Origin of the sequence: Metabacillus bambusae, assembly GCF_017497975.1 — a bacterium.
Lineage (GTDB): Bacteria > Bacillota > Bacilli > Bacillales > Bacillaceae > Metabacillus > Metabacillus bambusae.
The window spans coordinates 18,870-41,821 of the sequence record NZ_JAGDEL010000032.1; the positions used below are offsets into that span (position 1 = coordinate 18,870).

The window sequence follows — 22,952 nt, forward strand, 5'->3', positions numbered from 1 at the left end:
GCTGAAAGGAACTACAAATGTCCAAGGATGGATGGTGATTTTGCATGCCTCCGGTAAATTAAAGTCGAAAGACATGGGGGCTATAAGGACGGTGTGAATTTGGATATAGAGGGTAGTTTGAAAGTAATAGGGAAGTAAGAACTTTCACCCTTCAGTAATCTAGTTTATTCATGGTGAAAAATAATCGGTATAGCATTCGTTTTTGACCACCAAATAGATATTAGTAGATAATATCCATTCTTAAAGGTATGAAAGAAAGCCTAAAAATATAGGCTTTCAATACACTGGCTTTTCCAGTTCTAGTTTTGTAATTATAAAATTGAAATGTTTAATTTCTTGAGCCAAGATTGTTGGTTTTAGCGTTAAAATAGTGTTTTAAGGAGAGAAAAATATTGGAGCTTGTATATTTGTGGGTTGAAAAATATGGGTACTTTAAAGATACAGGATTTCACTTTAGTAATATGTTTGAATTTAAATACAACAAAGAAACTAGTAATCTAGCTATTTCTGACTCGCATACAAAAATTATGAACCCTGTCCTCTATAGTAAGAACATTTCAAACTTGAGTGTTGTTGTTGGTGATAATGGGGCAGGTAAAACCTCACTTTTAAGAGGTATTATTGAATTTTTGGGTACATATGAAGATTATGGCCACCTTGGAAAGTTTCTAGGGGCATTTTATGATTATCATAATTCGGAGTTGAAAGTTTTTAGCTATAATATGAACAAGCTAAACATGACTACTAAGGAATGCAAAACTGTCAAGGTAAGCCCTGTGAGCAAAAGTGAATTTCGGCAAGTAATGAAACGAACTAAACTAATATATATGAATAATGTACTGGATCTTAATGATTATTCATATCGAAAGGTTGGAAATGTGAAGGATGCCTCCCTAGGCGGACTAATAAGAGATGATTTTCTCCGGAATGGTGAAATGAACTATATCAAATCTGATGAGAATCCTCTTCTCAATTATTTCAATAATGAAGTATATAGACAATTAAAATTCTTATATGGATATAATCATAAAAATATGGGTACAATTATTCCGTTTAAGTTACCCGATATTTTAAAAGTAAAAACTTTACTAATTGGGGATCGGTTAAATGATGTTATAGGAGATTTATTAATTAATCATGTTAAAGATTCCAAAGGGAACTCACAAAGGAACAAGTCAATAGAGAAAGCAATCACTTCTGTAGTGAATATGACTCATCAGCCAGAATGGATAAAGCAGTTGGATCCAAAACAAGTAAGGGTCTTTAATATGGTTCAACACTTATTTTTAAATGCATTAATAGAAGTGGCTAAACCGAATACTACAAAAGATACACGGCTACATGAGTTAGATTGTTTAATTGCAGCATATCAGCCATATCAAGGAGGTTCTCTGCTCTTATATATTAGTAATTATTTAATTAGGTTAAGAGATAGCCTAGAGAGGATATCAAATCATGCAAACAGGGTAGCTCCGTACCAAGATTTCCTTAAGTGGCTAGATGACAATAATTTGTTTGAATTTGAAATAAGTGATATAGAGACTGACACAATATATATTAAACTTAATGATTCTAATAAAGAATATTTTCAGGAATTCTTTGCCCATTACAATAAAACTTGCCAACCCTTTTACTTTTTGAATTTCTCATGGGGATTAAGTACAGGAGAAAGCAACATGTTGAGTCTGTTTGCTAGGTTGTATTCTGTCCTGGATGTTAATATTAGGGGGGAAGGCAGGATTTATAACTACTTTACAAGAAAAGTAAAATGCGATAATGTGTTACTTTTGATCGACGAAGCTGATTTATCATTCCATCCTAAATGGCAAATAATGTACGTGGACGTTTTATTAAAATTGGTTTCGGATTTGTTTCGGAGTTGTCGGGTGCAGGTTATTTTGACAACACATTCACCAATTCTCTTATCGGATGTTCCTAAAAGCAATGTCATCTATCTAAAAAAAGGTATAAATGACTCTGCCAACAACCATCAAGAAACGTTCGGTCAGAACATCCATACCTTATTTACCGACGCATTCTTTTTAGATAAAGCAACGGGTCACTTTTCAAACCGGATTATACAAGATGTGGGTAACGATTTAGATGTACTGGCTAAACAAGCACAAAATAAAGATCCAAAAAGCAGAAACAAGCATAACTTGGAGTATTACAAGTCAATTATTAGCATAATTGGTGAACCTATTATTAGAAAGGCTTTTGAATTTAAACTGAAAGAAGTTGAAATGGCTTACCAAACGGAGACACTTAAAGAGGCAATCAACTTGTATAATGGTTTGACATCTGAGGAAAGAAATCTTCTAATTCAACATATAATCAGTTTAAGCGAGAAGGATACCGAATAATGAGGAAAATTGAACTCTCACATGAGATAGAGAAAAAGCATCTGAAGTATTTTGAAGAAAATATTCTAAATGATCTACTCAAAAGTCGAAGAAAACATTATGAATATAAGACAAAGGAAATAAGATTATTGAAGGAAGACCCAAATGTCTTTAAGAAGAAGTTCCAAAAACAGCATTTTCAATTTATCGGCTTTGTCAAAAATAGATATAAACACTTTGCAATAGGCAGAAAATATAAATTAGAAGAATTAAATGAAGAGATACAGAAAAAATTTCCGTTAATTAAGAGAATGATTGAGTTGAACCATCCATCTCTTAAACAGTCATATAAAGACTATCTTTATCAGTTGTTCGGCTATGAAAAGTTCAAAGTTAAAGATTTGTATCACTATATTAAACTAAAGGCTCAGATTATTGTAGATGAGGAAAGATATAATGAGAAGGTCTACTATGAGATGGTTAGGATATTAAAGACCAATTATCCAAAACGAAAGAAGGAAATTAATGAGGTATTTCCGAAAGATCGGCATCTTAAGGCTAGTGAGTGTAAGGCAGCATTCCGTGAGCTGCGACGATGTGACATTACAATGGATAATTTTAAACAGCATAAAATATTCGGTAAGGAATGGAACGACTATGCGTTTATTATGGAGAGCGGGTTAAGGGTATGTCCTTATTGTAACCGCCAGTATATTACGCCGATTTATTCGGATAACGGAAAGATGCGGGCGGACATTGACCACTTTTTACCCAAGAGCAAATTTCCTTATTTCTCAATGTCACTATATAATTTAGTACCAGTATGTAAGTCGTGTAACCAATCTTTAAAAGGTGATAGAGAATTTAGCTTTGACAGCATTAGTCCTTATGAGGATCATATCAGTGATTACTTCAAATTCAGAGCAAATATACGTAACTACGAGATTACAATTAAAATCCTCGGTACCAATCCAGAAATAATGAAACATATCGATATCTTTAAAATTGAAACGTTATATAATTACCATCGAGGGCAAGTAAAGGAAATGATTACAAAAAGGATTTCCTATCCAGATGAATATATCCAAAGGCTGTATAAAGATAATGCTCACTATTTTAATAGTGTAAATGATGTAAAGCAACTCATTATTGGGTTTATTGATGACAAAAGCAAACTGAATGACGAAGCTTTTCTAAAATTAAGACGCGACCTTGCTGAGCAGTTAGGTTTCTTAAGTACTACTGGAAATGACCACCTTATTACACAGCTAAAAAAGATCATTGAAGATGGTAGTAAAGTAAAAGTTTAGTGGAGATTTTTGGCGGTTACGGGTAAAAAGGATAGCCACTACTAATGATAAATTGCTCATAATTTTGCTCATAGTATTTTTAGATTCTGTTTTTATTTATTAATAATTAATAAGTAAACCCCTAACATATCAACAGTTTTTTAGGTCTGTTTTTGGTTATTCTATGTCATGTTGAATGGGCGGCATGATGTAATAATCGCCCCCCAGCCCTTTAGGCTCTAAGTTTCTGTTAGTCCTTAAAACTTAAAATTTAACATTTGTCTAACGGAGACCCCTAATGAGTTCACTGAACTTGTTGGGGGTCTCTTTTTCTTTCCTTTTGTTACATGGAGATACACATTCACAGTTGTTTCCTCTATGGTATGACCTAAGCGGTCCATAATTTCTATTAAATCAAATCCAAGTACGGCTAATATAGATGTATGACTGTGGCGGAGTGAGTGAGGCTGCAGTTCATGATTTAAATCAGTCATTATTAAAATGCGGGTCATTCTGTTTTCAAATTTCTTTGGATAAGTTGGAAAGCCAGCGTATTTTTTTGATTCCTCGGGATATTTTAATACATTATGATTTGTTTATTTAGCTATCGTTTTAACAGTGATTTTCCTATCTGATATAAATAAATGTCAAGTTAATTATGGCGCTTACGGACTTTTAGAAAGGCAAGGATACTGTTTCTTGCCTCTATTAACGTTTTAATAGAGGTAACTTTAGAAAAAGCTTATAGAATGTCAAAAAAAGTGACCGTTGCAACGGTCATTTTTTAGCGAACCGTTTACAATATTATAGGTTAATATAATATCAGGGAGGCAAGGAGATGAGTTCAAAAAGTAACCATGAACAAGATCTGTTACTGTTTCTTTCGAAAAATCAAGATTATGTTACTTCGAAGGATCTCCTAGAAGTACTAAATGTTTCTCAAAAAACAGTATATCGTTTAATAAATAAAATTAACAACGAGTACGAGTACGAGGATGGCCCTTTAATTATTTCTGAAAGAGGGAGAGGGTATAAACTAGATTACGAAAAATTTATTAATTATCAAAAAAGCAATAATAAATACAAAGAAATACAATTTTCTCCTAACGAGAGACGTAAACGAATTATGGAAGAATTATTGTTGTCTTCGCCTAAACCTATAAATGTTTACCATTTATTTAGTCACTATAATGTAGGAGACTCCGTTACTTTTAATGACGAACAAATAATGAGCGAAGAGCTTAAAAAGTACAATTTAGTTCTAGAGCGAAAAAACAGAACACTAGCCATAATAGGGGAAGAAGTTAATATTCGGAAGGCCATTAAAGATATTATTGAAATCTTTAATACTATTGATATTGATGATTTAAAAAGGAATCAAGAACTTAATTTTAATCAGTATGATGTTTTGCTTATATCGGATCAATTAAGAAAGATCGAAGAAGATTTAGATATAACGATTCCCTATCCATATAATGTAAACATTTTCTCGCATTTATATATACTACTAAGTCGCTCAAGAAAAGTTCCTACCAGACTGTTTACTGATAAGGTTTCTAATGAAGAAATGGAAAATATGAAAAAAGATATATTGTATCCGGTCGCAAGAGCTATTGTCCATAATATTGAAAAATATTTAAACAGTTCTTTGCCAGATAGTGAGATTTATTTTCTATATCAGTATTTAGTGTCATCAAGAATGCAGGGATCTCTTGCTAAAACTTCTGCTTATTCATCAGAAGTTATACAAGTGACTAAAGCATATATTGAAGGAATGAGTACTAGCTTAGGAATTGATATAGACAATCAGTCTATTTTTACTGAGTTAGCCAACCATATTAAACCGATGCTTAACCGATTAGTGCATAAAATTCGAATTAAAAACAGCTTGTTAAGTCAGATTAAGGTAACGTATGAAGAAGTATTTTTGGGCGTAACAAACGTATCCGAATTGGTAAGTGAAAAATTTAACTTACCAGCCATAAATGACGATGAAAATGGGTTTATCACCCTCTATTTTGCAAAAGCTATTGAAACGGGCAGACATCAACGCCCTATAAAAATACTAATCATGTGTACGACAGGAATTGGAACTTCAGAACTATTAAAAGCAAAAGTTTCAAAGAAATTTCCCGAGTTAGAAATTGTTGATGTAGTAGCATCACGAAATACACAAATGTTAAAAGAGAAATACTCAGATGCTGAATTGATCCTGAGTACTGTTCATATTAAGGAAGAAGTACCCATTCCTTATTTATTAGTGAGTGCGATGTTTACAATTGATGACCAGAAGAGACTTCAGGGAAAGATAGAGGAAATTTATCATGGAGATTAATTCAATCTATCAAATTTATTTTAATTGTGAGTTAAAAACAAAAGAAGAAGTACACTCTTTTATTTCTGAAATCGTATGTCAGGATAATCTTTCGCAAAAAGAGGAAGTCATCAATCAATTAAATGAAAGAGAAAAAGTAGGCAGCACATTAATCGCTGAACATGTAATGTTGCCTCATATCGAAAGCAATCTAGTAAAGAAGAGTCAAATACTATTTATCCGTTTAGCAAATCCAATCCAGTCATGGGGTTTCCAGATAAAGGATATCCGTTTATTGATTGTTATTTTATTAAAGGAAAATGAAAGCGTTCAAATGAAGAGGGAAATATCCTTATTCACCCGATCTTTAGCAGATGAAGAGTATTTAAACCGATTATTGAATAGTGATGAAAAAGAAAATTTTATTAAAGAAATTTCAAAAAATTAGGAGGAATAATCATGAAAATAGTAGGAGTTGCAGCATGCACAGTTGGGATTGCCCACACTTATATCGCACAGGAGAAATTAGAGAATGCTGGAAAGAAAGCAGGCCATGTTATTCATATTGAAACACAAGGAACGATTGGAACAGAGAATGAATTGACTCAAGAACAAATAGCTGAAGCAGACATCGTGATCTTAGCTGCAGATGTTAAAATCGCAGGAAGAGAACGTTTTGAAGGAAAGAGAATCATCCAAGTTACGACAGAAATCGCTGTTAAATCACCAAATAAATTAATTGAAAAAGCGGCAGAGGTTGTAAGTCAAAAGAAATAATTTAAGCTATCGAATAGGAGGGGAAAATGATGGAAGTAAAAGATATTGTCGATATAAATTCAATCAAAACCAACATAAATGTTAATAGTAAGGAAGAAGCCATCCAAGAACTAGCAGAGGTGTTGCTACAAAATGAATACATTACAGATATTAATGCGTTTTTAAAAGATATTTATGCTAGGGAAGCAGTTGGACAAACTGGAATCGGAAATTATATTGCTATTCCTCATGGTAATAGTCATTCTGTAAAAAAAATTGGAGTAGCGATTGGGATTACGCAAAAAGAAATCCCTTGGGAGACACTCGACGGGAAAGGTGTAAAGGGAATCATTCTTTTTGCTGTTGGAAAAGACAATGATGGAGCACAACAACATCTAAAATTATTATCTCTATTTGCAAGGAAATTAGGTAATGATGAAATAGTTGAGAAAATGCTACAGTCGAAAAATGCTGAAGATGTGAAAGATGCTTTATGTAATTAAAAAGACTAGTAGTAATAGGAGGGGTAAAAATGAGTGGAATAAAAAATTTAAATCTTAAAGGTCATTTATTGACGGCAATTTCATATTTGATTCCAATTGTTTGTGAAGCAGGTTTTTTAATCGCAATTGGTATGGGTTTTGGAGGTAATGGTGGTGCTGACTTAACACAACCTTTTACCTTCTGGGATTCTTTAGCTAAGATGGGAGCCCTTGCTTTAGGTTTACTACCTGCAGTTATTTCAACAGGGATTTCTGCTTCAATTGCAGGAAAACCAGGGGTCGCTCCAGGTTTTATTATTGGTTTAACTGCTAATGCAATTGGTGCTGGATTCATTGGTGGGATTTTAGGAGGATTTTTAGCGGGCTATCTTGTCGTAGCTATTATTAAACATCTTAAAGTTCCTAACTGGGCTAGGGGATTAATGCCAACTTTAATTGTTCCATTTTTCACCTCCATTATTGGCGGGCTCATCATGGTTTACATTATTGGTATCCCTATCGCTGCTTTTACATCATTATTAACAAATGCATTAAACAGTTTAGGGACTTCTTCATTGTTAGTATTTGGTGGAGTTGTAGGCTTATTGAGTGGAGTTGACTTTGGTGGCCCAATTAACAAGACTGTATTTGCCTTCGTATTGACCATGCAGGCAGAAGGAATTAATGGACCCATTACAGCATTACAATTAGTAAATACAGCAACACCAATTGGATTTGGGTTAGCTTACTTTATTGCAAAAATGTTTAGGAAAAATATATATACACGATCAGAAATTGAGACTTTGAAATCGGCAGTTCCAATGGGTGTTATTAATATTGTTGAAGGTGTCATTCCGATTGTTATGAATGATATTGTTCGTTGTGTAACGGCAGTAGCGATTGGTGGAGCGGCTGGTGGAGCAACGACGATGGTGTTAGGAGCAGATGCAACTGTACCATTTGGTGGCGTATTGATGTTACCTACTATGTCGCAACCATGGACAGGAGCTGTAGCCATTTTAGTGAATGTTCTTGTAACAGGGTTGGCCTTGGCTTTGCTTAAGAAAAAAGTGAAAGAAGACGAGGAAGTAGAAATTGAAGAAGATGATATTGATTTAGATGATATTAAAATTATTTAAGAAAAATGTAAGTGCATTAAATGAGGTTTTTTTTAAGAGACAGCAAATGCTGAAAGTGTTAAACGTATAGATACTTTAGGGCTAGTGGATGGGGTGACTACAAACCCTACAATTATTTCTAAAGAAAAGAGATTTTGTGGAGGAGAAATAGAGTATGAAAAAAGTAGAATTTTCACCATCATTGATGACAATGGACTTAGATAAGTTTAAAGAACAAATCTCTTTTTTAAACAATCATGTAGATTCTTATCATATTGATATTATGGATGGGCATTATGTTCCCAATATTACATTATCCCCATGGTTTATCCAAGAAGTGCGAAAAATAAGTGATTTACCTATGTCCGCCCATCTTATGGTAACGAATCCAAGTTTCTGGGTTCAACAATTAGTTGATTTAAAGTGTGAATGGATTTGCATGCATGCAGAAGTACTTGATGGTTTGGCCTTTCGATTAATTGATCAAATACATGATGCTGGTTTAAAAGCAGGGGTAGTATTAAATCCAGAAACGCCTATTGAAACGATTTTCCCTTATATTGAATTAGTAGATAAAATTACAATTATGACAGTGGATCCAGGGTTCGCTGGGCAACGTTTTATTGAAAGTACCCTAGATAAAATTGTAGCATTAAGAGAATTACGAGACGAAAAGGGATATCAGTATGTTATTGAAATGGATGGATCATCTAGTCGGAAAACATTTAAAAGAATTGATGCAGCCGGTCCTGATATTTATATCATAGGTCGTAGCGGTTTATTTGGATTAGATGAAGATATCGAAAATTCATGGGAAATCATGTGTAAAGATTATGAGGACATGACTGGGAAAGTAGTATCATAAAAATTTAAAGGGGCTGGGACAAAACCCACCTCTTTTATTATTTTTTATAAAAAAAGACACCTTCTGATAAAAGTAAGTCGTAAATGTTTTGTGCAGTTTTGTGTCCAACTCGTACAAGAAAAACAAATCGATCAAGTAGCCATTTTTATTGATGGTACAAAAATTGAAGCAAACGCCCAATAAAATCACTTTAAAGAAAATAATAAAGGAGCGTAATAGATTGACAACATTACAAACGAAACAAGCTATTGCCCAATTAGCTATCAATACCATTAGAACATTATCCATTGACACAATTGAAAAAGCAAACTCTGGTCACCCAGGAATTACGATGGGAGCTGCTCCAATGGCTTATATATTGTGGGCGAAGGAAATGAATATAAATCCTACAAATCCAGAATGGATTAACCGTGATCGATTTATCCTGTCAGCTGGTCACGGATCAGCCCTTTTATATAGTATGCTTCATTTATTCGGATATGGCTTAACGATTGATGATTTGAAAAATTTTCGACAATGGGGAAGTAAAACACCTGGACATCCTGAATTTGGACATACAGCAGGTGTAGATGCAACAACAGGCCCACTTGGTCAAGGTATCGGGATGGCTGTTGGTATGGCTATGGCAGAATGTCATCTTGCTGAAACTTACAACAAAGAAAAATTCAATGTTATAAACCATTATACATACAGCCTTTGTGGTGATGGTGATTTAATGGAAGGCGTATCTGCTGAAGCAGCTTCACTAGCAGGTCACTTAAAGTTAGGTCGATTAGTTGTATTATATGATTCAAATGACATTTCACTAGATGGTGACCTAAATCTATCTTTCTCTGAAAGTGTAGAAGATCGATTCAAAGCATACAGATGGCAAGTCCTGCGTGTAGAAGACGGCAATGATATTGAAGCCATACAAAAAGCGATTCAAGAAGCAAAGGCAGATACAGAACGCCCTACTTTAATTGAGGTTAAAACAACAATTGGCTTCGGTTCTCCTAATAAGTCAGGTTCTGCAGCGAGTCATGGTGCACCTCTTGGAGAAGAGGAAGTTAAACTAACAAAAGCAGCCTATCAATGGGAAGCAGAAGAACCATTCTTTGTACCAGAAGAAGTAGAAAAGCATTTTGCAAGTATCGTAGAAAAAGGAAAAGCTACAGAACAAGCTTGGAATGAACTATTTGAAGGATACAAAGCAGCCTATCCTGAACTTGCAGCGCAATTTGAGTGTGCTATAAAAGGTGAACTTCTTGTGAATTGGAAAGAAGTCCTGCCTGTTTTTGAATCAGGTTCAAAAATAGCAACGAGAGCATCTTCAGGAAAAGTATTAAATGCAGCAGCAAATGCGATTCCTCAAATGATCGGCGGTTCTGCTGACCTTGCAGGGTCAAATAAAACATTGATTACGTCAGAAAAGAACTTTGCGTTAGACGGTTATGCAGCACGCAATATTTGGTTTGGTGTTCGTGAATTTGCGATGGGTTCAGCATTAAACGGGATGGTTCTTCACGGCGGTGTGAAAGTATTTGGGGCAACCTTCTTTGTTTTTTCTGATTACTTACGCCCAGCGATTCGTCTAGCCGCATTAATGAAGTTGCCGGTCACTTATGTATTTACTCATGACAGTATTGCTGTTGGGGAAGATGGACCAACTCACCAGCCAATCGAGCACTTAGCGGCATTACGTGCAATGCCTGGTATTTCAGTCATAAGACCAGCAGAGGCGAAGGAAACAGCTGCGGCATGGCGTTTAGCACTTGAAAGTCAAGATCACCCTACTGCTTTAGTATTAACTCGTCAAGATCTTCCAACTCTTAAGATTGATCAAGAACAAGTGTATGAAGGTGTAAAGAAGGGTGCTTATGTGGTGTCACAAGCAAAAGGAGAAGTAGCGGGTCTTTTACTTGCAACTGGTTCAGAAGTAACACTTGCTCTTGAAGCACAGCAAGTGTTGGAAAATGAAGGCGTATATGTTTCTGTTGTCAGTATGCCAAGCTGGGATCTTTTCGAACAACAATCTGTAGAATATAAGGAAAGCGTGATTCCAAGTCATGTAACTGCACGTGTTGCGATCGAATTAGGCTCTAAATTTGGCTGGAGAGAATATGTCGGACAGACTGGAAAAACGATTACCATTGATCATTTTGGCGCATCTGCCCCAGCAAACAAATTACTGCAAGAATATGGATTTACAGTAGAAAATATTATAGAGACGTTTAAAATGATCGTTAAGTAATTTCAGGTTCTTCTAGCGAAATTACTTTAACAAGACATCTTGTTTGGTTGCCATCGAATTTCCTTTATAAAAAGACAAATAAAATAGTTAAATATGGAGGCAAATATGAAATTTTTTATTGATACTGCAAATCTTGAAGATATCAAAAAGGCATATAAAGTTGGTATTTTAGCTGGTGTAACAACCAATCCTTCTTTAGTAGCTAAAGAAGGTGTGAAATTTGAAGATCGGATTGCTGAAATCTGTCAAGCAGTTCCACGTGTAGAATCTGTATCAGCTGAAGTAACTCCAGATGCACTTACAGCTGTGGACATGATTGCTCAAGCTGAAGAATTAATCAAAATTAATGGCGGGGATGAAAAAGTTACTATTAAACTTCCTATGACATTAGCTGGTTTAGAAGCTTGCCGTTATCTTGCAGATAAAGGTGTTAAAACGAATGTTACACTTATTTTTACTGTAAACCAGGCGCTTTTGGCTGCACGTGCTGGGGCTACATATGTTTCCCCATTTTTAGGACGATTGGATGATATTTCTGAAGATGGTGTACAATTAGTAACCAAGATTGCTGAACTATTTCGCATTCAAAACTTAGACTCACAAATTATTGCAGCATCTGTTCGGCATCCTGATCATGTAACTCGTGTAGCTATGGCTGGTGCTCACATTGCAACTGTTCCTTATAGTGTCATTGAGCAGCTTTCTAAGCACCCACTAACCGATCAAGGCATGGAAAAATTTGCGGCAGATTGGGAAAAAGTGAATAATAAATAAGATAGCCATTTGATATGACTTGTATACCTATGCATATCTCATGTGGAATTTACTTCATAAAGAGTAATGGTAAGAGAAAAGTAAAGAGTGTGGATGTGGAGTTAATTCAAGATTTAAATTTGCAAGAGAAAGTAGCCTTGCCATCCTGAGTTATACCATTTTAATGAGTATCAGATATCCTGGTTGTCGCTTTGTTTTGGCAAAGATGAAGTCCTGATTATTGTAAGTATCACCTAATTGTTGAATGAACTTCTCTTGATTCACTGCATTTGTAACCCCAAAAAACTTTTAATAAAATAAATAATTTGCTAGTCCGACCCTGATTTCGTGAAAAAATACTTTTGCGATTTCGGGGTCTTTTCGTTGTTTACGTGTTTTCAATGATACGTTTTACTTTCATTGAGTTCATTATAAAATACTGCCTAATCAATCTTTAAATGTTCTTTCAATCTCTTGATTTCTTTTATAAGTTATACTGTATAATAGTGTAATTAATCCGGGATTTTTTAAATACTTTGCATTTTTAGTACTGTAATACTAAACCTAATATTTAAAATGAAGATAGGGGATAAAAGTATGAATGCAGTTATGGATTTAAGGAAATGAAACTGGAGTGTGTTTGATAATAAGTTATTAAGCATGATATAAGTGTAAAAGAAGTGGAACATTTGGCTTTATATTTTTTGACCGAGAGTTTGAAGTTGTATCCATAGTGAGAGGATTTGAGTTTGAAATGATAGATAATTTTTGGCGTGATTTACCACGACCATTTTTTGTACTTGCACCAATGGAAGATGTGACAGATGTTGTTTTTCGTCACGTAGTAAGTGAAGCCGGTCGACCGGATGTATTTTTCACAGAGTTTACAAACTCGGATAGCTATTGTCATCCTGAGGGCATGAAAAGTGTGCGTGGCCGTTTGATTTTTACAGAAGATGAACAGCCAATGGTGGCACATATTTGGGGGGATAATCCCGAATATTTCCGTCAAATGAGTATTGGCATGGCAGAGCTAGGATTTAAAGGCATCGATATTAATATGGGCTGCCCTGTACCGAATGTGGCATCAAGAGGGAAAGGTAGTGGCCTTATTCTGCGTCCAGACGTTGCGGCAGAACTTATTCAAGCAGCAAAAGCGGGTGGACTGCCTGTCAGCGTGAAAACACGACTTGGCGATAAGGAGGTTCAGGAGTGGGAGGAGTGGCTAACGCATATTTTAAAACAGGATATTGCGAACCTTTCTATTCATTTACGTACAAGAAAGGAAATGAGCCAAGTAGATGCGCATTGGGAGCTAATTCCGGAAATCAAAAAATTACGTGACCGCATCGCACCAAATACGCTACTAACAATCAATGGAGACATTCCTGACCGTCAAACTGGGCTGCAGCTTGCTGAACAATATGGTATTGATGGCGTTATGATCGGGCGAGGTATTTTTAAAAATCCTTTTGCTTTTGAAAAAGAGCCAAAAGAGCATAGCAGTAAAGAATACCTTGATCTTTTAAGACTGCAGCTTGATCTTCAAGATCAATATGCGGAAGCACTGCCACGTTCAATCACAGGGCTTCATCGCTTTTTTAAAATTTATGTCAAAGGATTCCGTGGAGCTGGTGAATTAAGAAATCAATTGATGAACACGAAATCAACAGATGAAGTGCGTGCATTGCTTGATAACTTTGAAAAAAATGTTGATGGGACGGGGACAGTGAAATGATGTAACTCTAAAAAAAGTTAGAGGAAAAAAGGTCTCAAGAATGTAATAAACCCACCAGCACCCTTGTGTTGCCACTTACATTCTGCACATTGTGAGGCTATGGAGAAAATTGAATTGGTATGAGAGTAACAGGCTTGTCCATTAGCGATAAGTCTGTTTTTCCGTAATTTGAGTGGTATCAGTAACTGTCTTTCTTTGCGTCTTTACTAATAATATTACGGAGTTATTCCCAAACATATAGATTATCCTCTGTATCATCAATGTTAAATCCAAGTCTCATTGCAAAACCTACTTATCTTATCAAAATCAGAATTTAAACCTTTAGTTTTAATTGTTGAAGATGGTTTTGTTAATAAGTATTCGTACATTTCCTGATGACAATATAAAGAGCCAGGATTATTAGAAAAAAATCCTAGCTTTAGGTTAAACTTTTTTTAAAGTTCTAAGTCTTCGGTATAGATAGCGATTAAAATTTCGGCGGTGTCATCTCCAATATTTTTAACGTAGTGAGGGACACTTGCGCACCAGCTGAAAGTGTCTCCCTGTTGTAAAATATAGGAGTCTTCTCCTTGTTCTGCGAGAATTTTCCCCTTTAGGACCAAGTGGCATTCTTCCCCTTCATGTGCATTTTTTTCCCCTGTAGATGCACCGGAGGGGATTTCCACCAATCTAATGCTTAATCCACCTCTTGAAGCTAAATGCTCTACCTTTAAATTGGACTCCTTAGAAGTTGTTACTTCTCGTTCATTTTTTCGTATAACCGTCATGTGTTCATCTTTTTCTAAAAGAAGGTAGGGTAAAGGAACCTTTAAAAAAGCTGCGATTGTTTGTAAGGTAGTGATTGATGGTGAAGTGTTATTATTTTCAACATTACTTATAAACCCCTTCGAAAGACCAGTTTCCTCACACATTTGTGCAATCGTTATTTTTTTTCTATTTCTAATGGCACGTATTTTAGAGCCGATATCCATGTTAATCACCTCAGATTGTTTCCTAATAGTAAACTTTATTTCATATTAACAAAAAATCCGTTGACAATCCATTTTTGTTTTTGGTATTTTATAAGAGAACAAAAATTCATATAGGAAAACTTTAAAAAGACAAACATTTTATTATGTATTATTTTTTTATATCAAATCATGTTATATACGAGGAGGTTTTGCTATTGGAAACTGAAATGATTTATGAACTTCGCCGTCCTAAGAATATGATTCCAGGGAAAAAGTATCCCGCATTGTTTGTTATGCATGGTATAGGAAGCAATGAAAAAAATATGCTTTCATTTGTTAATGGTCTAGAGGATTCCTTCTTTATTTTTAGTGTAAGGGGACATTTGACTCAAGGACCGGGATTTGCTTACTTTACAATCCAGGGGTATGGAAAACCACATCGAGAAGTATTTGATGACGGAATCAATAAATTAGCTAAGTTTATTGATTATGCCTCAATAAATTATGAAATCGACCCAGAGCAATTATATTTGATGGGCTTTAGCCAAGGAGCCATTGTTTCCATGACATTAGCACTCACCCTTGGAAACAAAATTAAGGGTGTAGTAGCGCTAAGTGGTTATATTCCTCAATTTGTAAAGGAGGAATACACGATCAACCTAGGGAAGCATTTATCAGTGTTTATCTCACACGGGGAATATGATCAGGTCCTGCCATATGAGTGGGGTAAAGAAAATGTCGATTATTTTACTAAGCTTGGGGTGCCCGTGACTTTTAAATCTTATCCGGAAGGGCACACAGTATCCGAAAAAAATTTTCAGGATTTTCAATCTTGGATTTTAAATGATTTACTAAGATAATTAATCCAAAATACAAAAAATAGGGAGATAAATAAAAGATGATGCCATCATTATTTATTGCTCACGGTGCACCATTACTTGCGATTGAAAATAACGATTATACAAAATTTTTAAATACATTAGGTCAAAACCTTCCTCGCCCAAAAGCTGTTGTTTTGTTTTCAGCCCATTGGGAATCCAAGGTTCAACAGGTAAGCAGAGTTGAACAATATAGTACGATATATGATTTCGGCAATTTTGATCCATCCTTATTTACAATCCAGTATCCTGCTCGCGGGAATTGGGACATTGCGAACGAAATTGAAGACCTTTTTATTAAAAATGATATTTCTTTTAAAAATGACACAACTCGTGGTTTAGATCACGGGGCATGGGTAGTTCTTCGTCTGCTTTTTCCGAATGCTGATATTCCGGTTATTTCTATGTCAGTGAATCCAAATCTTACACCTGATGAGCAATATAAAATCGGTAAATCTCTATCTGAGTTAAGAGAAAAGGATATTTTAATCATCGCCAGTGGGGGAACCGTTCATAATTTAAGAGCCTTAAAGTGGGCTGACAATGGAGAGGTTGATTCATGGGCACTTGAATTTGATGATTGGTTAGCAAGAAATCTTGAAAACTGGGATTTACAATCACTATTTCATTATGATTCCCTTGCTCCTCATGCATCATTTGCGGTACCACCATTCGGAAATGAGCATTTTATTCCAATCTTTTATGCAATGGGTACAGCTGACAATAATCCAAAAGCTACTTCACTTCATCGTAGTTTTCGATATGGAAATCTTAGTCACAGTATTTGGCAATTTGGATAATATTTAATAAAAATGGAGAAAAAAAGAATGAACCTACATCTCATAGCTAATGAAATTCACCGCCATCAAAAAAGTGCACTTGAAATGGAAAAAATCTCATTACGGTTCCCCTCTATTACTCTTGAAGATGCTTATAAAATTCAAGAAATTAACACGGAAAAAGAATTACAAGCTGGCGATCGTTTTGTTGGCTGGAAAATGGGGTTAACCAGTTTCGCGAAGCAACAATCAGTAGGAGTAAATCAGCCCATTTATGGAAGATTGCTAAAGTCAATGGAGATGGCCAATAAGGAACTTTCTTTAGAGGGTTTGATTCATCCGCGATTGGAGCCGGAATTTGCTTTCTTAATAAATAAAAAACTCAAAGGAAATAATGTGACTGAGCAAGAGGTTTGGCAGGCGACTGAGGGTATAATGACTGCAATTGAGGTAATTGACAGTCGGTATAAAGATTTTTCATTTAACCTCATTGATGTCATTGCAGATAATGCTTCTAGTGCAAAATTTTTTCTTTCCGAACAAATATATATACCTAATAAGTTTCAATGGGAAAAAGCGAAGGTTCGAATGAAGTTAAACGGTAGAGTAGTTCAAGAAGGAGAAGGTTCAGCCGTTTTGGGAAATCCTGTTCGTTCGGTGATTGAATTGGTCAGAATGTTACATTCCTCTGGGCTTTGTATTGAACCTGGGATGATTGTACTAACCGGTGGAATAACAGAAGCAGTTCATGTTTTTAGTGGGGATTCCATTGAGGTTGAATTTGTTGAGTTGGATAAAATTGATTTAACTGTCATTTAATAATTGAGAGGTTTAAAATGCCAATTGTTCAGGTACACTTGCTTGAGGGCAGATCGAAAGAATTAAAACAGCAATTGATTTCAGAGATTACGGCAGTAGTTAGCCGGACGTTAGGTAACTCACCTGAAACAATCAGAGTATTATTACATGACGTACCACATGAAAATTGGGGTGTAGCTGGTTTGCCAATGAGTAATAGACGAGATAATTAAGTAACAATTATATATATTTTTCTCATTTATCTCAAATTAATAATAATCAGTTTTGAGATTTATTTTACGCCTTTGCTGGAGGTAATATACTGCTATGAGAAAAGAAGAGGGAGTTAAAAATACAGGAATAGAAATCGGGCTCTATACACTTGGGGATATAGGTCCGATCCCCATACTAGCAGGACAATTAGTGCCCAGCAAAGAATGAAGGAAATAATTGAAGCGGCAAAACTCGCTGATGAAGCTAGACTAGATGTGTTTTGGTGTAGGAGAACATCATCGATTAGACTATGCTACTTCCGCACCCCCGGTAGTTTTAGCTGCTATTGCTTAAATAACCAAACGAATTAGATTAACAAGCGCAACCACCGTGTTAAGCACTGTTGACCCACTGATATAGGTGGCATGCCGTTTAAGAAAGTGGCTGAGGGTATTGAGTTGTTGGCTACCGAGATTGCTCCTGCCGTTCGGAAAGAAATAAGTAAAACTTAAGGAATAGATTACATCAATTGGTCGTGGACTAATAAGAATTAGTGCTAATTTTGTTCTAAATTACTTTGAATTCATAATTCTTATAATTAAAATAAATAATCAAAATTTTAAATACCATATTAGGGAGGAAATACACAATGTTGTTAAAAAACGAAATCGGAGCACTTATTTTACGAGTAACATTAGGCGCATTATTTTTAGTTCATGGAGTTGTAAAATTCCAGGGGGGAATTGAAAATATCGTAGGCTGGTTCAGCAGTATTGAATTACCAGGATTTATGGCTTATGGAGTTGCATTGCTTGAAATTATTGGTGGCATCGCATTAATTATTGGGTTGGGAACAAGGATTGTTTCTACTTTATTTTCTTTACTAATGATTGGTGCAATATTAAAGGTAAAACTTTCAGTTGGATTATTAGGAAATGGTCAAATGGCAGGATATGAATTAGATTTAGGATTTTTGGCAATGGCAGTATATCTTGTAATCAGCGGTAGCAAGTTTTTATCTATCGATCAACTATTTTCTAAAAAGGATTCAAATGAATTAAGAAAAGCTGCTTAAGAATGATTGTAGATTGTAGGATTACATCAGCGTTTTATGGAACAGATCGATATAGGCAGAGTCCCATTTTAGAAAATAGCAGAGGGAATTGAATTGTTAGCGACGGAGGTAGCTCCAATCGTTCAGAGTGAAACAAATAAAGTAAAAAACGTACAGGTGGTGTAAATAATGGCTTTTTTAGACAAATTATTTGGGAAACAATCGAAGGAGGAAGAATCTATGACAACAGAAAAATTAAACATTGGAATCATTCTAGGCAGTACACGCCAAGGACGTGTTAGCCCGCAAGTAGGGAAATGGGTTAAAGGAATTGCTGACAAACGCGGAGATGCCAATTATGAAATTGTCGATATTGCTGACTTTAATCTTCCGTTTTTAGGAACAACCAATGGAACAGAACCAGGAATTGCAGCATGGAATGAAAAGCTTGCAAGCCTCGATGGATTCGTATTCATCGTTCAAGAGTACAATCACAGTATTACGGGTGCATTAAAGAACGCTATCGATCTTGCCCGTGAAGTGTGGTATAACAAGGCAGCTGGTATCGTAAGTTATGGTTCAACTGGCGGAGCTCGTGCAGCTGAACATTTAAGGGGAATTCTTGCGGAACAAAAAGTGGCGGATGTTCGTACACATCCAACTTTAAGTCTATTTACCGATTTTGTTAATGGATCTGAGTTTAAACCACAAGAGTTACATCTGGGTAATGTAAATACGATGCTGGAAGAAGTTGTTGCTTGGAGCGGAGCATTAAAAACACTAAGATAAATTATTAGCAAATAATCAAACTGAAACTATGCTAACATTTTGCTAACGCAATCAAATGAAAAACAATAAATTCACGTTAAAGATGTTACAATTCTGATTTGCTAAAACCTTAATATATCGCACTTTTCGTACACATCGTTAAAGATATTACACACTCTCACCTGAGGGGCGGCATGATGCAATATGCCCCTAAATCCCTTGATATATAAGGATTTGTTGGTAAGGTGAGAGTGAAATGCTAACATTTTGCTAACATTGAAGATATTTTCAGAGGCTTTCCATGAGTTGACCAAACTTGTGGGAAGCTTCTTTTTTCATTTCTTGCGTAACACATAGCCATTTTTGGTTATTTGATCATCTGAATGGCCGAGTCTATCCATAATTTGTTCAATGCTACACCAGCTTCTCCTAGAAGCGACGTGTGTGTATGTCGCAAGGAAGTGTGGTGTTAAGTTTGTATTCAATTCTGATATAGAAAGCAGTCTGGCCATTCTGGTTTGAACGGTCTTGATGACGATAGGTTAACCATTTATTGTGAGCTACTTTGTAGTCCTCTAAAGCCCTTATTACATCTTCATCCACAATAATTTTACGTCTTGACTTTCTTGTCTTTGGTGTTACTATTTGTCAAAAAATTCATGTAGGATTATATGTTAGTTCATTAAGTTCTACTTCATAATATGGTATATATACTCTGAACATTATAGGTCTTACTCATAATTTTTCCCTGCTTTCTATAATAGCAAAATAGAATCGTCTTTCTTTTTACTTTGAGTATAAGCAATTAGGTTATTGTTGGAGCAAACAATAACCTATCTCCAACATGTCTTTCATATAAGTATGTTCAAAATTTTTACTAAATGATAATTTTATGTCCTTGGTATTTATGTTTCATTACTTCATGTTCCTGTTACTGTAAGATAAATATCGGTTTTTTGAAAGCCTCAGTTTTCAAATGATTAGCCGGAGAATACAACATATTAAATGAGTCAATACTTTGTTTTCCTAACTTAATTAAATTAAAACCTACCCTAGGATTACAAATCCTAGGATAGGAGTTTCTTAAAAAAAGGGATTATAGAAAACTCTCTTGCCTTTAATTTGTTAGCTTATTGAGTAGTCCCATTAAATCATCAAGGGAGCTACTAGTGTTACTAGGGCTACTAGAGCTAGGATTGATTTCTGTACCTGTTGAAAGCTGGTTTTGTAGTCCAGTCAACATATTTCTTGTCTCATTTCTTAACCTTCTATTAAGCATCTTTTGTCTTAGCTGATTTATCATATTGTCCATCGATAATTGGTTCATTCTTTGTAGTTGTTCAAGAAGTCTCTGATTATTATTCACTTTTATTCCTCCTTTCTTCTACGGTAAAACTCTAAAGAATATCTAGTCTAGCAATGATCACTATTAAGATTTGTAAAAGGGCTTGAATATTAACAGAAAGGTCAGTATCAGTAGTTGTCACATTCACATGTTTAGAGTTTACAATAATTGTCTTTTGATTGTTTGTTTGTTTTGTTCCGATTAATTGAAAAATATCCTGTGCAACGAAATTTGCGCGGTCAGTATCGCCAATAGTAATACTTAATACTGCAACAATTGCAGCCTGTAATCCTACTTGTAGGTTTACAGCAGCCTGAGTGTCCGTAGTGTGAACAGTGATATCTTCTGAATCTTTTACAACAATTAATTCTTTTGATTTTTGCTTAGTAAAAATAGATTGATCACCATCTTGAAAAATAGCTGAATTATCTAGTCTATTTGAATAACAATGATCTAATGCTCTCCATTCCTTTTGTTCCTCTGCCATCTTTATCACCTCACTTTTGTTGTATTTTTAATTAGGCTATTACAATAATTTTTAAGACTAGTAAATTATTATTATCAACATTATATTTTAGGATTATAGAACGTCTAATCTTACTACTAAAGCTATTAAAACCTGTAGTAAAGCTTGAATATTTAAAGAAATATCAGTGTCAGTAGTTGTAATAGAAACATCTTTTGAATTGTCAATTATTAATTTTTGTTGATTTGTTTGCTGGGCTAGTACCTTTTGGAAGATATCTTGTGTTACAATTCTAGACCGGTCAGTATCTCCAACGGTGACACTAACAATTAATGCAATTGCTAACTGTAAACCTACTTGAAGAGAAACTGAAGCCTGTGTGTCTGTGGTATGAACATCAATATGACAAGAATCTTTGATGAAAATAATTTCATCTGAGTCTTGTTCAGAAAAAGAAAATTGGTCACCATCTTGGGAAAAAATAGCATCTAGAGTATCTGTTTTGTTTGTCTCCATTTTAGAGTTCACTCCTTTCCTAGTAACTTACTTTATTTATATGTAAATTTTTTACTTTGGTATGGATATGTTTCCCTATTAAACTATCTTTTTTTATAAATGATAAAAGCGATAAATAGTTTTTACTAGTTTTTTATTCTCCAAAGTAAAAAACTATCTGTACCAAACCAGTTGGTAACAGATAGAATAGATTTTTATTTACTATCTTTTTTTTTTGTATTTTCAACATAATCATTAACCTGTTTCGTTAAATCATTTACTACATTTCTAATCATCTGTTTCTTCTCATTAGATAACTCAGTTTTCACCTTGTTTAGATTGATGTTATTTTTTTTAAAAACGTCAGATATTAATAAATCTGCAATTGTAAGACTACTAGATGTTGGACTTATTTTTGAATTTCTCTGCTCATTGGACTTACTCATAGTTTTTAGCTCCTTTCAAAATAAATTTTTAAATCTTACTAGTATATTATTCAGTAATATAAATTTTGGAATTAATTAATTGCCTATTTTTAGAATAAAAAAGTAGAATAGAGTAATTAATTTTAACACTATTATAAAATTGATAATGAGTGGAGCGAGAGCCTTTTCAAGTAATTAACCATGTTTAACTATAAGGTGCTTGCCTTGTAAAAACTTGATCATATTAGGAAGATATTAAGAGATTTTTATAGAACTTGATTTAAAAATTATTTACAAAGACTGTATCTTAAAGTATATGTGTTTTACTATTAATAGTACTATTTTTAGTAAGAGAGTTACCTATGCAAGCTTTTTGCATTATAAAATACCTACAATAAGCCAAGTATTATGATATTTTCCCATCTTAACATCCCTCATACATATATTTTCAGCTTCCTTATGGTAAATTGCTTTCGATTGTTATATAGGATTTATACCAGCCACATTACTCGCTAAATTATATGAAGACTTGGGACCTAAATTAGTTGAACGTAATGTGAGGTCATTTCTTCAAGCACGTGTTAGAACTAACAAAGGAATTAGAGATACATTAAAAGATTAAGCGCATCGTCAATTGAATATCTACTGTATCTTGTTTTAGTAACATTGAAAAAGGTGATAGTGTGAATTTATTTCGTGTAAAAGGATTAACTGGGTGGCAAATTGTCAATGGGGGACGATAGCCATTATTGCACTCTATTATTTTTCTCGTTTGATGTGTATTCGATGCGCAGTTAAATTTGTAAAGTTCTTATATATAAACAGCTGCATTCTAATGGATGTTCAATAAGTCGAAAGAACTATTGTATCTGAATTGATATAAGTCTTTAA

General features: G+C 34.6%; 22 protein-coding genes and 4 pseudogenes. 20 read left to right on the forward strand and 6 right to left on the reverse strand.

Features of this window, described 5'->3' with window-relative positions; all coding sequences use genetic code 11:
- Positions 1-392 precede the first annotated feature (392 nt).
- Positions 393-2,363, forward strand: coding sequence for an AAA family ATPase (locus I7822_RS26505; RefSeq protein ID WP_207982058.1), 1,971 nt, complete (start codon positions 393-395; stop codon positions 2,361-2,363).
- Positions 2,363-3,652: an HNH endonuclease domain-containing protein gene (locus I7822_RS26510; protein ID WP_207982059.1), complete on the forward strand. Its 1,290-nt coding sequence runs from the start codon at positions 2,363-2,365 to the stop codon at positions 3,650-3,652. The genes I7822_RS26505 and I7822_RS26510 overlap by 1 nt, the downstream gene beginning before the upstream one ends.
- A 236-nt stretch (positions 3,653-3,888) precedes the next feature.
- On the opposite strand, the pseudogene I7822_RS30780 reads toward I7822_RS26510, so the two are convergent.
- Positions 3,889-4,164: pseudogene (locus I7822_RS30780) on the reverse strand (tyrosine-type recombinase/integrase); the annotation flags it as partial.
- Positions 4,165-4,469: 305 nt separating this feature from the next.
- Here I7822_RS30780 and I7822_RS26520 point away from each other — a divergent pair.
- From I7822_RS26520 to I7822_RS26560, 10 genes and pseudogenes are all read left to right on the forward strand, one after another.
- Entirely contained in the window at positions 4,470-5,966 is a 1,497-nt protein-coding gene (locus I7822_RS26520; RefSeq protein ID WP_207982061.1) for a BglG family transcription antiterminator, read from the forward strand.
- Positions 5,956-6,393 (forward strand): PTS sugar transporter subunit IIA, encoded by a 438-nt coding sequence (locus I7822_RS26525; protein ID WP_207982062.1) that lies wholly within the window; start codon positions 5,956-5,958, stop codon positions 6,391-6,393. The genes I7822_RS26520 and I7822_RS26525 overlap by 11 nt, the downstream gene beginning before the upstream one ends.
- Before the next feature lie 11 nt (positions 6,394-6,404).
- Positions 6,405-6,722, forward strand: coding sequence for a PTS fructose transporter subunit IIB (locus tag I7822_RS26530; protein WP_207982063.1), 318 nt, complete (start codon positions 6,405-6,407; stop codon positions 6,720-6,722).
- Positions 6,723-6,748: 26 nt separating this feature from the next.
- Positions 6,749-7,204 carry a PTS sugar transporter subunit IIA gene (locus tag I7822_RS26535; protein ID WP_243459693.1) on the forward strand — a complete coding sequence of 152 codons (456 nt, stop codon included), beginning with the start codon at positions 6,749-6,751 and terminating at the stop codon, positions 7,202-7,204.
- Between the two features lie 29 nt (positions 7,205-7,233).
- Positions 7,234-8,322 (forward strand): PTS fructose transporter subunit IIC, encoded by a 1,089-nt coding sequence (locus I7822_RS26540; protein ID WP_207982064.1) that lies wholly within the window; start codon positions 7,234-7,236, stop codon positions 8,320-8,322.
- A 20-nt stretch (positions 8,323-8,342) separates the two neighbouring features.
- Positions 8,343-8,454, forward strand: a pseudogene (locus tag I7822_RS30045) (fructose-6-phosphate aldolase); the annotation flags it as partial.
- 22 nt (positions 8,455-8,476) lie between these two features.
- Complete coding sequence (alsE, locus tag I7822_RS26545) at positions 8,477-9,166, forward strand: D-allulose 6-phosphate 3-epimerase (RefSeq protein WP_207982065.1); 690 nt, start codon at positions 8,477-8,479, stop codon at positions 9,164-9,166.
- Positions 9,167-9,386: 220 nt separating this feature from the next.
- On the forward strand, positions 9,387-11,399 hold the full coding sequence (tkt, locus tag I7822_RS26550) for a transketolase (protein WP_243459694.1): 2,013 nt from the start codon (positions 9,387-9,389) through the stop codon (positions 11,397-11,399).
- A 105-nt stretch (positions 11,400-11,504) separates the two neighbouring features.
- On the forward strand, positions 11,505-12,173 hold the full coding sequence (gene fsa, locus I7822_RS26555; RefSeq protein ID WP_207982066.1) for a fructose-6-phosphate aldolase: 669 nt from the start codon (positions 11,505-11,507) through the stop codon (positions 12,171-12,173).
- A gap of 712 nt (positions 12,174-12,885) precedes the next feature.
- Complete coding sequence (locus tag I7822_RS26560; RefSeq protein WP_207982067.1) at positions 12,886-13,890, forward strand: tRNA dihydrouridine synthase; 1,005 nt, start codon at positions 12,886-12,888, stop codon at positions 13,888-13,890.
- Between the two features lie 434 nt (positions 13,891-14,324).
- On the opposite strand, the gene I7822_RS26565 is transcribed toward I7822_RS26560, so the two are convergent.
- On the reverse strand, positions 14,325-14,861 hold the full coding sequence (locus tag I7822_RS26565; protein ID WP_207982068.1) for a helix-turn-helix domain-containing protein: 537 nt from the start codon (positions 14,859-14,861) through the stop codon (positions 14,325-14,327).
- Positions 14,862-15,055: 194 nt separating this feature from the next.
- On the opposite strand from I7822_RS26565, the gene I7822_RS26570 reads away from it, so the two are divergent.
- The 7 genes and pseudogenes from I7822_RS26570 (at position 15,056) to I7822_RS26595 (ending at position 19,351) form a co-directional block, all read left to right on the forward strand.
- Positions 15,056-15,700 (forward strand): alpha/beta hydrolase, encoded by a 645-nt coding sequence (locus I7822_RS26570; RefSeq protein WP_207982069.1) that lies wholly within the window; start codon positions 15,056-15,058, stop codon positions 15,698-15,700.
- 38 nt (positions 15,701-15,738) lie between these two features.
- On the forward strand, positions 15,739-16,518 hold the full coding sequence (locus tag I7822_RS26575; RefSeq protein ID WP_207982070.1) for a DODA-type extradiol aromatic ring-opening family dioxygenase: 780 nt from the start codon (positions 15,739-15,741) through the stop codon (positions 16,516-16,518).
- A 27-nt stretch (positions 16,519-16,545) separates the two neighbouring features.
- Positions 16,546-17,316, forward strand: a complete 771-nt coding sequence (locus I7822_RS26580) for a 2-keto-4-pentenoate hydratase (RefSeq protein ID WP_207982071.1) — start codon at positions 16,546-16,548, stop codon at positions 17,314-17,316.
- Positions 17,317-17,333: 17 nt separating this feature from the next.
- Complete coding sequence (locus I7822_RS26585) at positions 17,334-17,528, forward strand: tautomerase family protein (RefSeq protein WP_207982072.1); 195 nt, start codon at positions 17,334-17,336, stop codon at positions 17,526-17,528.
- Positions 17,529-17,622: 94 nt separating this feature from the next.
- Positions 17,623-17,922: pseudogene (locus I7822_RS30050) on the forward strand (LLM class flavin-dependent oxidoreductase); the annotation flags it as partial.
- Between the two features lie 235 nt (positions 17,923-18,157).
- A complete protein-coding gene (locus I7822_RS26590) occupies positions 18,158-18,583 on the forward strand; it encodes a DoxX family protein (protein WP_207982073.1) in 426 nt (141 codons plus the stop codon).
- A gap of 168 nt (positions 18,584-18,751) precedes the next feature.
- Positions 18,752-19,351, forward strand: coding sequence for an NADPH-dependent FMN reductase (locus I7822_RS26595; RefSeq protein ID WP_207982074.1), 600 nt, complete (start codon positions 18,752-18,754; stop codon positions 19,349-19,351).
- A gap of 1,096 nt (positions 19,352-20,447) precedes the next feature.
- Here I7822_RS26595 and I7822_RS26600 read toward each other — a convergent pair.
- The 4 genes from I7822_RS26600 to I7822_RS26615 all read right to left on the reverse strand — a co-directional run bounded on the left by I7822_RS26600 (position 20,448) and on the right by I7822_RS26615 (position 22,082).
- Positions 20,448-20,696, reverse strand: coding sequence for a hypothetical protein (locus I7822_RS26600; RefSeq protein ID WP_207982075.1), 249 nt, complete (start codon positions 20,694-20,696; stop codon positions 20,448-20,450).
- Between the two features lie 31 nt (positions 20,697-20,727).
- Positions 20,728-21,162 (reverse strand): spore coat protein, encoded by a 435-nt coding sequence (locus tag I7822_RS26605; protein ID WP_207982076.1) that lies wholly within the window; start codon positions 21,160-21,162, stop codon positions 20,728-20,730.
- Positions 21,163-21,255: 93 nt separating this feature from the next.
- Positions 21,256-21,657 carry a spore coat protein gene (locus I7822_RS26610; RefSeq protein WP_207982077.1) on the reverse strand — a complete coding sequence of 134 codons (402 nt, stop codon included), beginning with the start codon at positions 21,655-21,657 and terminating at the stop codon, positions 21,256-21,258.
- A 194-nt stretch (positions 21,658-21,851) separates the two neighbouring features.
- Entirely contained in the window at positions 21,852-22,082 is a 231-nt protein-coding gene (locus tag I7822_RS26615; protein ID WP_207982078.1) for a spore coat protein, read from the reverse strand.
- Between the two features lie 451 nt (positions 22,083-22,533).
- Here I7822_RS26615 and I7822_RS30055 point away from each other — a divergent pair.
- A pseudogene (locus I7822_RS30055) lies at positions 22,534-22,801 on the forward strand (AIPR family protein); the annotation flags it as partial.
- Positions 22,802-22,952: the final 151 nt, after the last annotated feature.

Coding starts and splice junctions, on each gene's coding strand:
- fsa (WP_207982066.1), top strand. CDS start 11,505: ATGAAATTTTTTATTGATACTGCAAATCTTGAAGATATCAAAAAGGCA.
- I7822_RS26585 (WP_207982072.1), top strand. CDS start 17,334: ATGCCAATTGTTCAGGTACACTTGCTTGAGGGCAGATCGAAAGAATTA.
- I7822_RS26520 (WP_207982061.1), top strand. CDS start 4,470: ATGAGTTCAAAAAGTAACCATGAACAAGATCTGTTACTGTTTCTTTCG.
- alsE (WP_207982065.1), top strand. CDS start 8,477: ATGAAAAAAGTAGAATTTTCACCATCATTGATGACAATGGACTTAGAT.
- I7822_RS26590 (WP_207982073.1), top strand. CDS start 18,158: ATGTTGTTAAAAAACGAAATCGGAGCACTTATTTTACGAGTAACATTA.
- I7822_RS26535 (WP_243459693.1), top strand. CDS start 6,749: ATGATGGAAGTAAAAGATATTGTCGATATAAATTCAATCAAAACCAAC.
- I7822_RS26540 (WP_207982064.1), top strand. CDS start 7,234: ATGAGTGGAATAAAAAATTTAAATCTTAAAGGTCATTTATTGACGGCA.
- I7822_RS26525 (WP_207982062.1), top strand. CDS start 5,956: ATGGAGATTAATTCAATCTATCAAATTTATTTTAATTGTGAGTTAAAA.
- I7822_RS26605 (WP_207982076.1), bottom strand. CDS start 21,162: ATGGCAGAGGAACAAAAGGAATGGAGAGCATTAGATCATTGTTATTCA.
- I7822_RS26580 (WP_207982071.1), top strand. CDS start 16,546: ATGAACCTACATCTCATAGCTAATGAAATTCACCGCCATCAAAAAAGT.
- I7822_RS26510 (WP_207982059.1), top strand. CDS start 2,363: ATGAGGAAAATTGAACTCTCACATGAGATAGAGAAAAAGCATCTGAAG.
- I7822_RS26610 (WP_207982077.1), bottom strand. CDS start 21,657: ATGGAGACAAACAAAACAGATACTCTAGATGCTATTTTTTCCCAAGAT.
- I7822_RS26595 (WP_207982074.1), top strand. CDS start 18,752: ATGGCTTTTTTAGACAAATTATTTGGGAAACAATCGAAGGAGGAAGAA.
- I7822_RS26530 (WP_207982063.1), top strand. CDS start 6,405: ATGAAAATAGTAGGAGTTGCAGCATGCACAGTTGGGATTGCCCACACT.
- I7822_RS26575 (WP_207982070.1), top strand. CDS start 15,739: ATGATGCCATCATTATTTATTGCTCACGGTGCACCATTACTTGCGATT.
- I7822_RS26615 (WP_207982078.1), bottom strand. CDS start 22,082: ATGAGTAAGTCCAATGAGCAGAGAAATTCAAAAATAAGTCCAACATCT.
- I7822_RS26565 (WP_207982068.1), bottom strand. CDS start 14,861: ATGGATATCGGCTCTAAAATACGTGCCATTAGAAATAGAAAAAAAATA.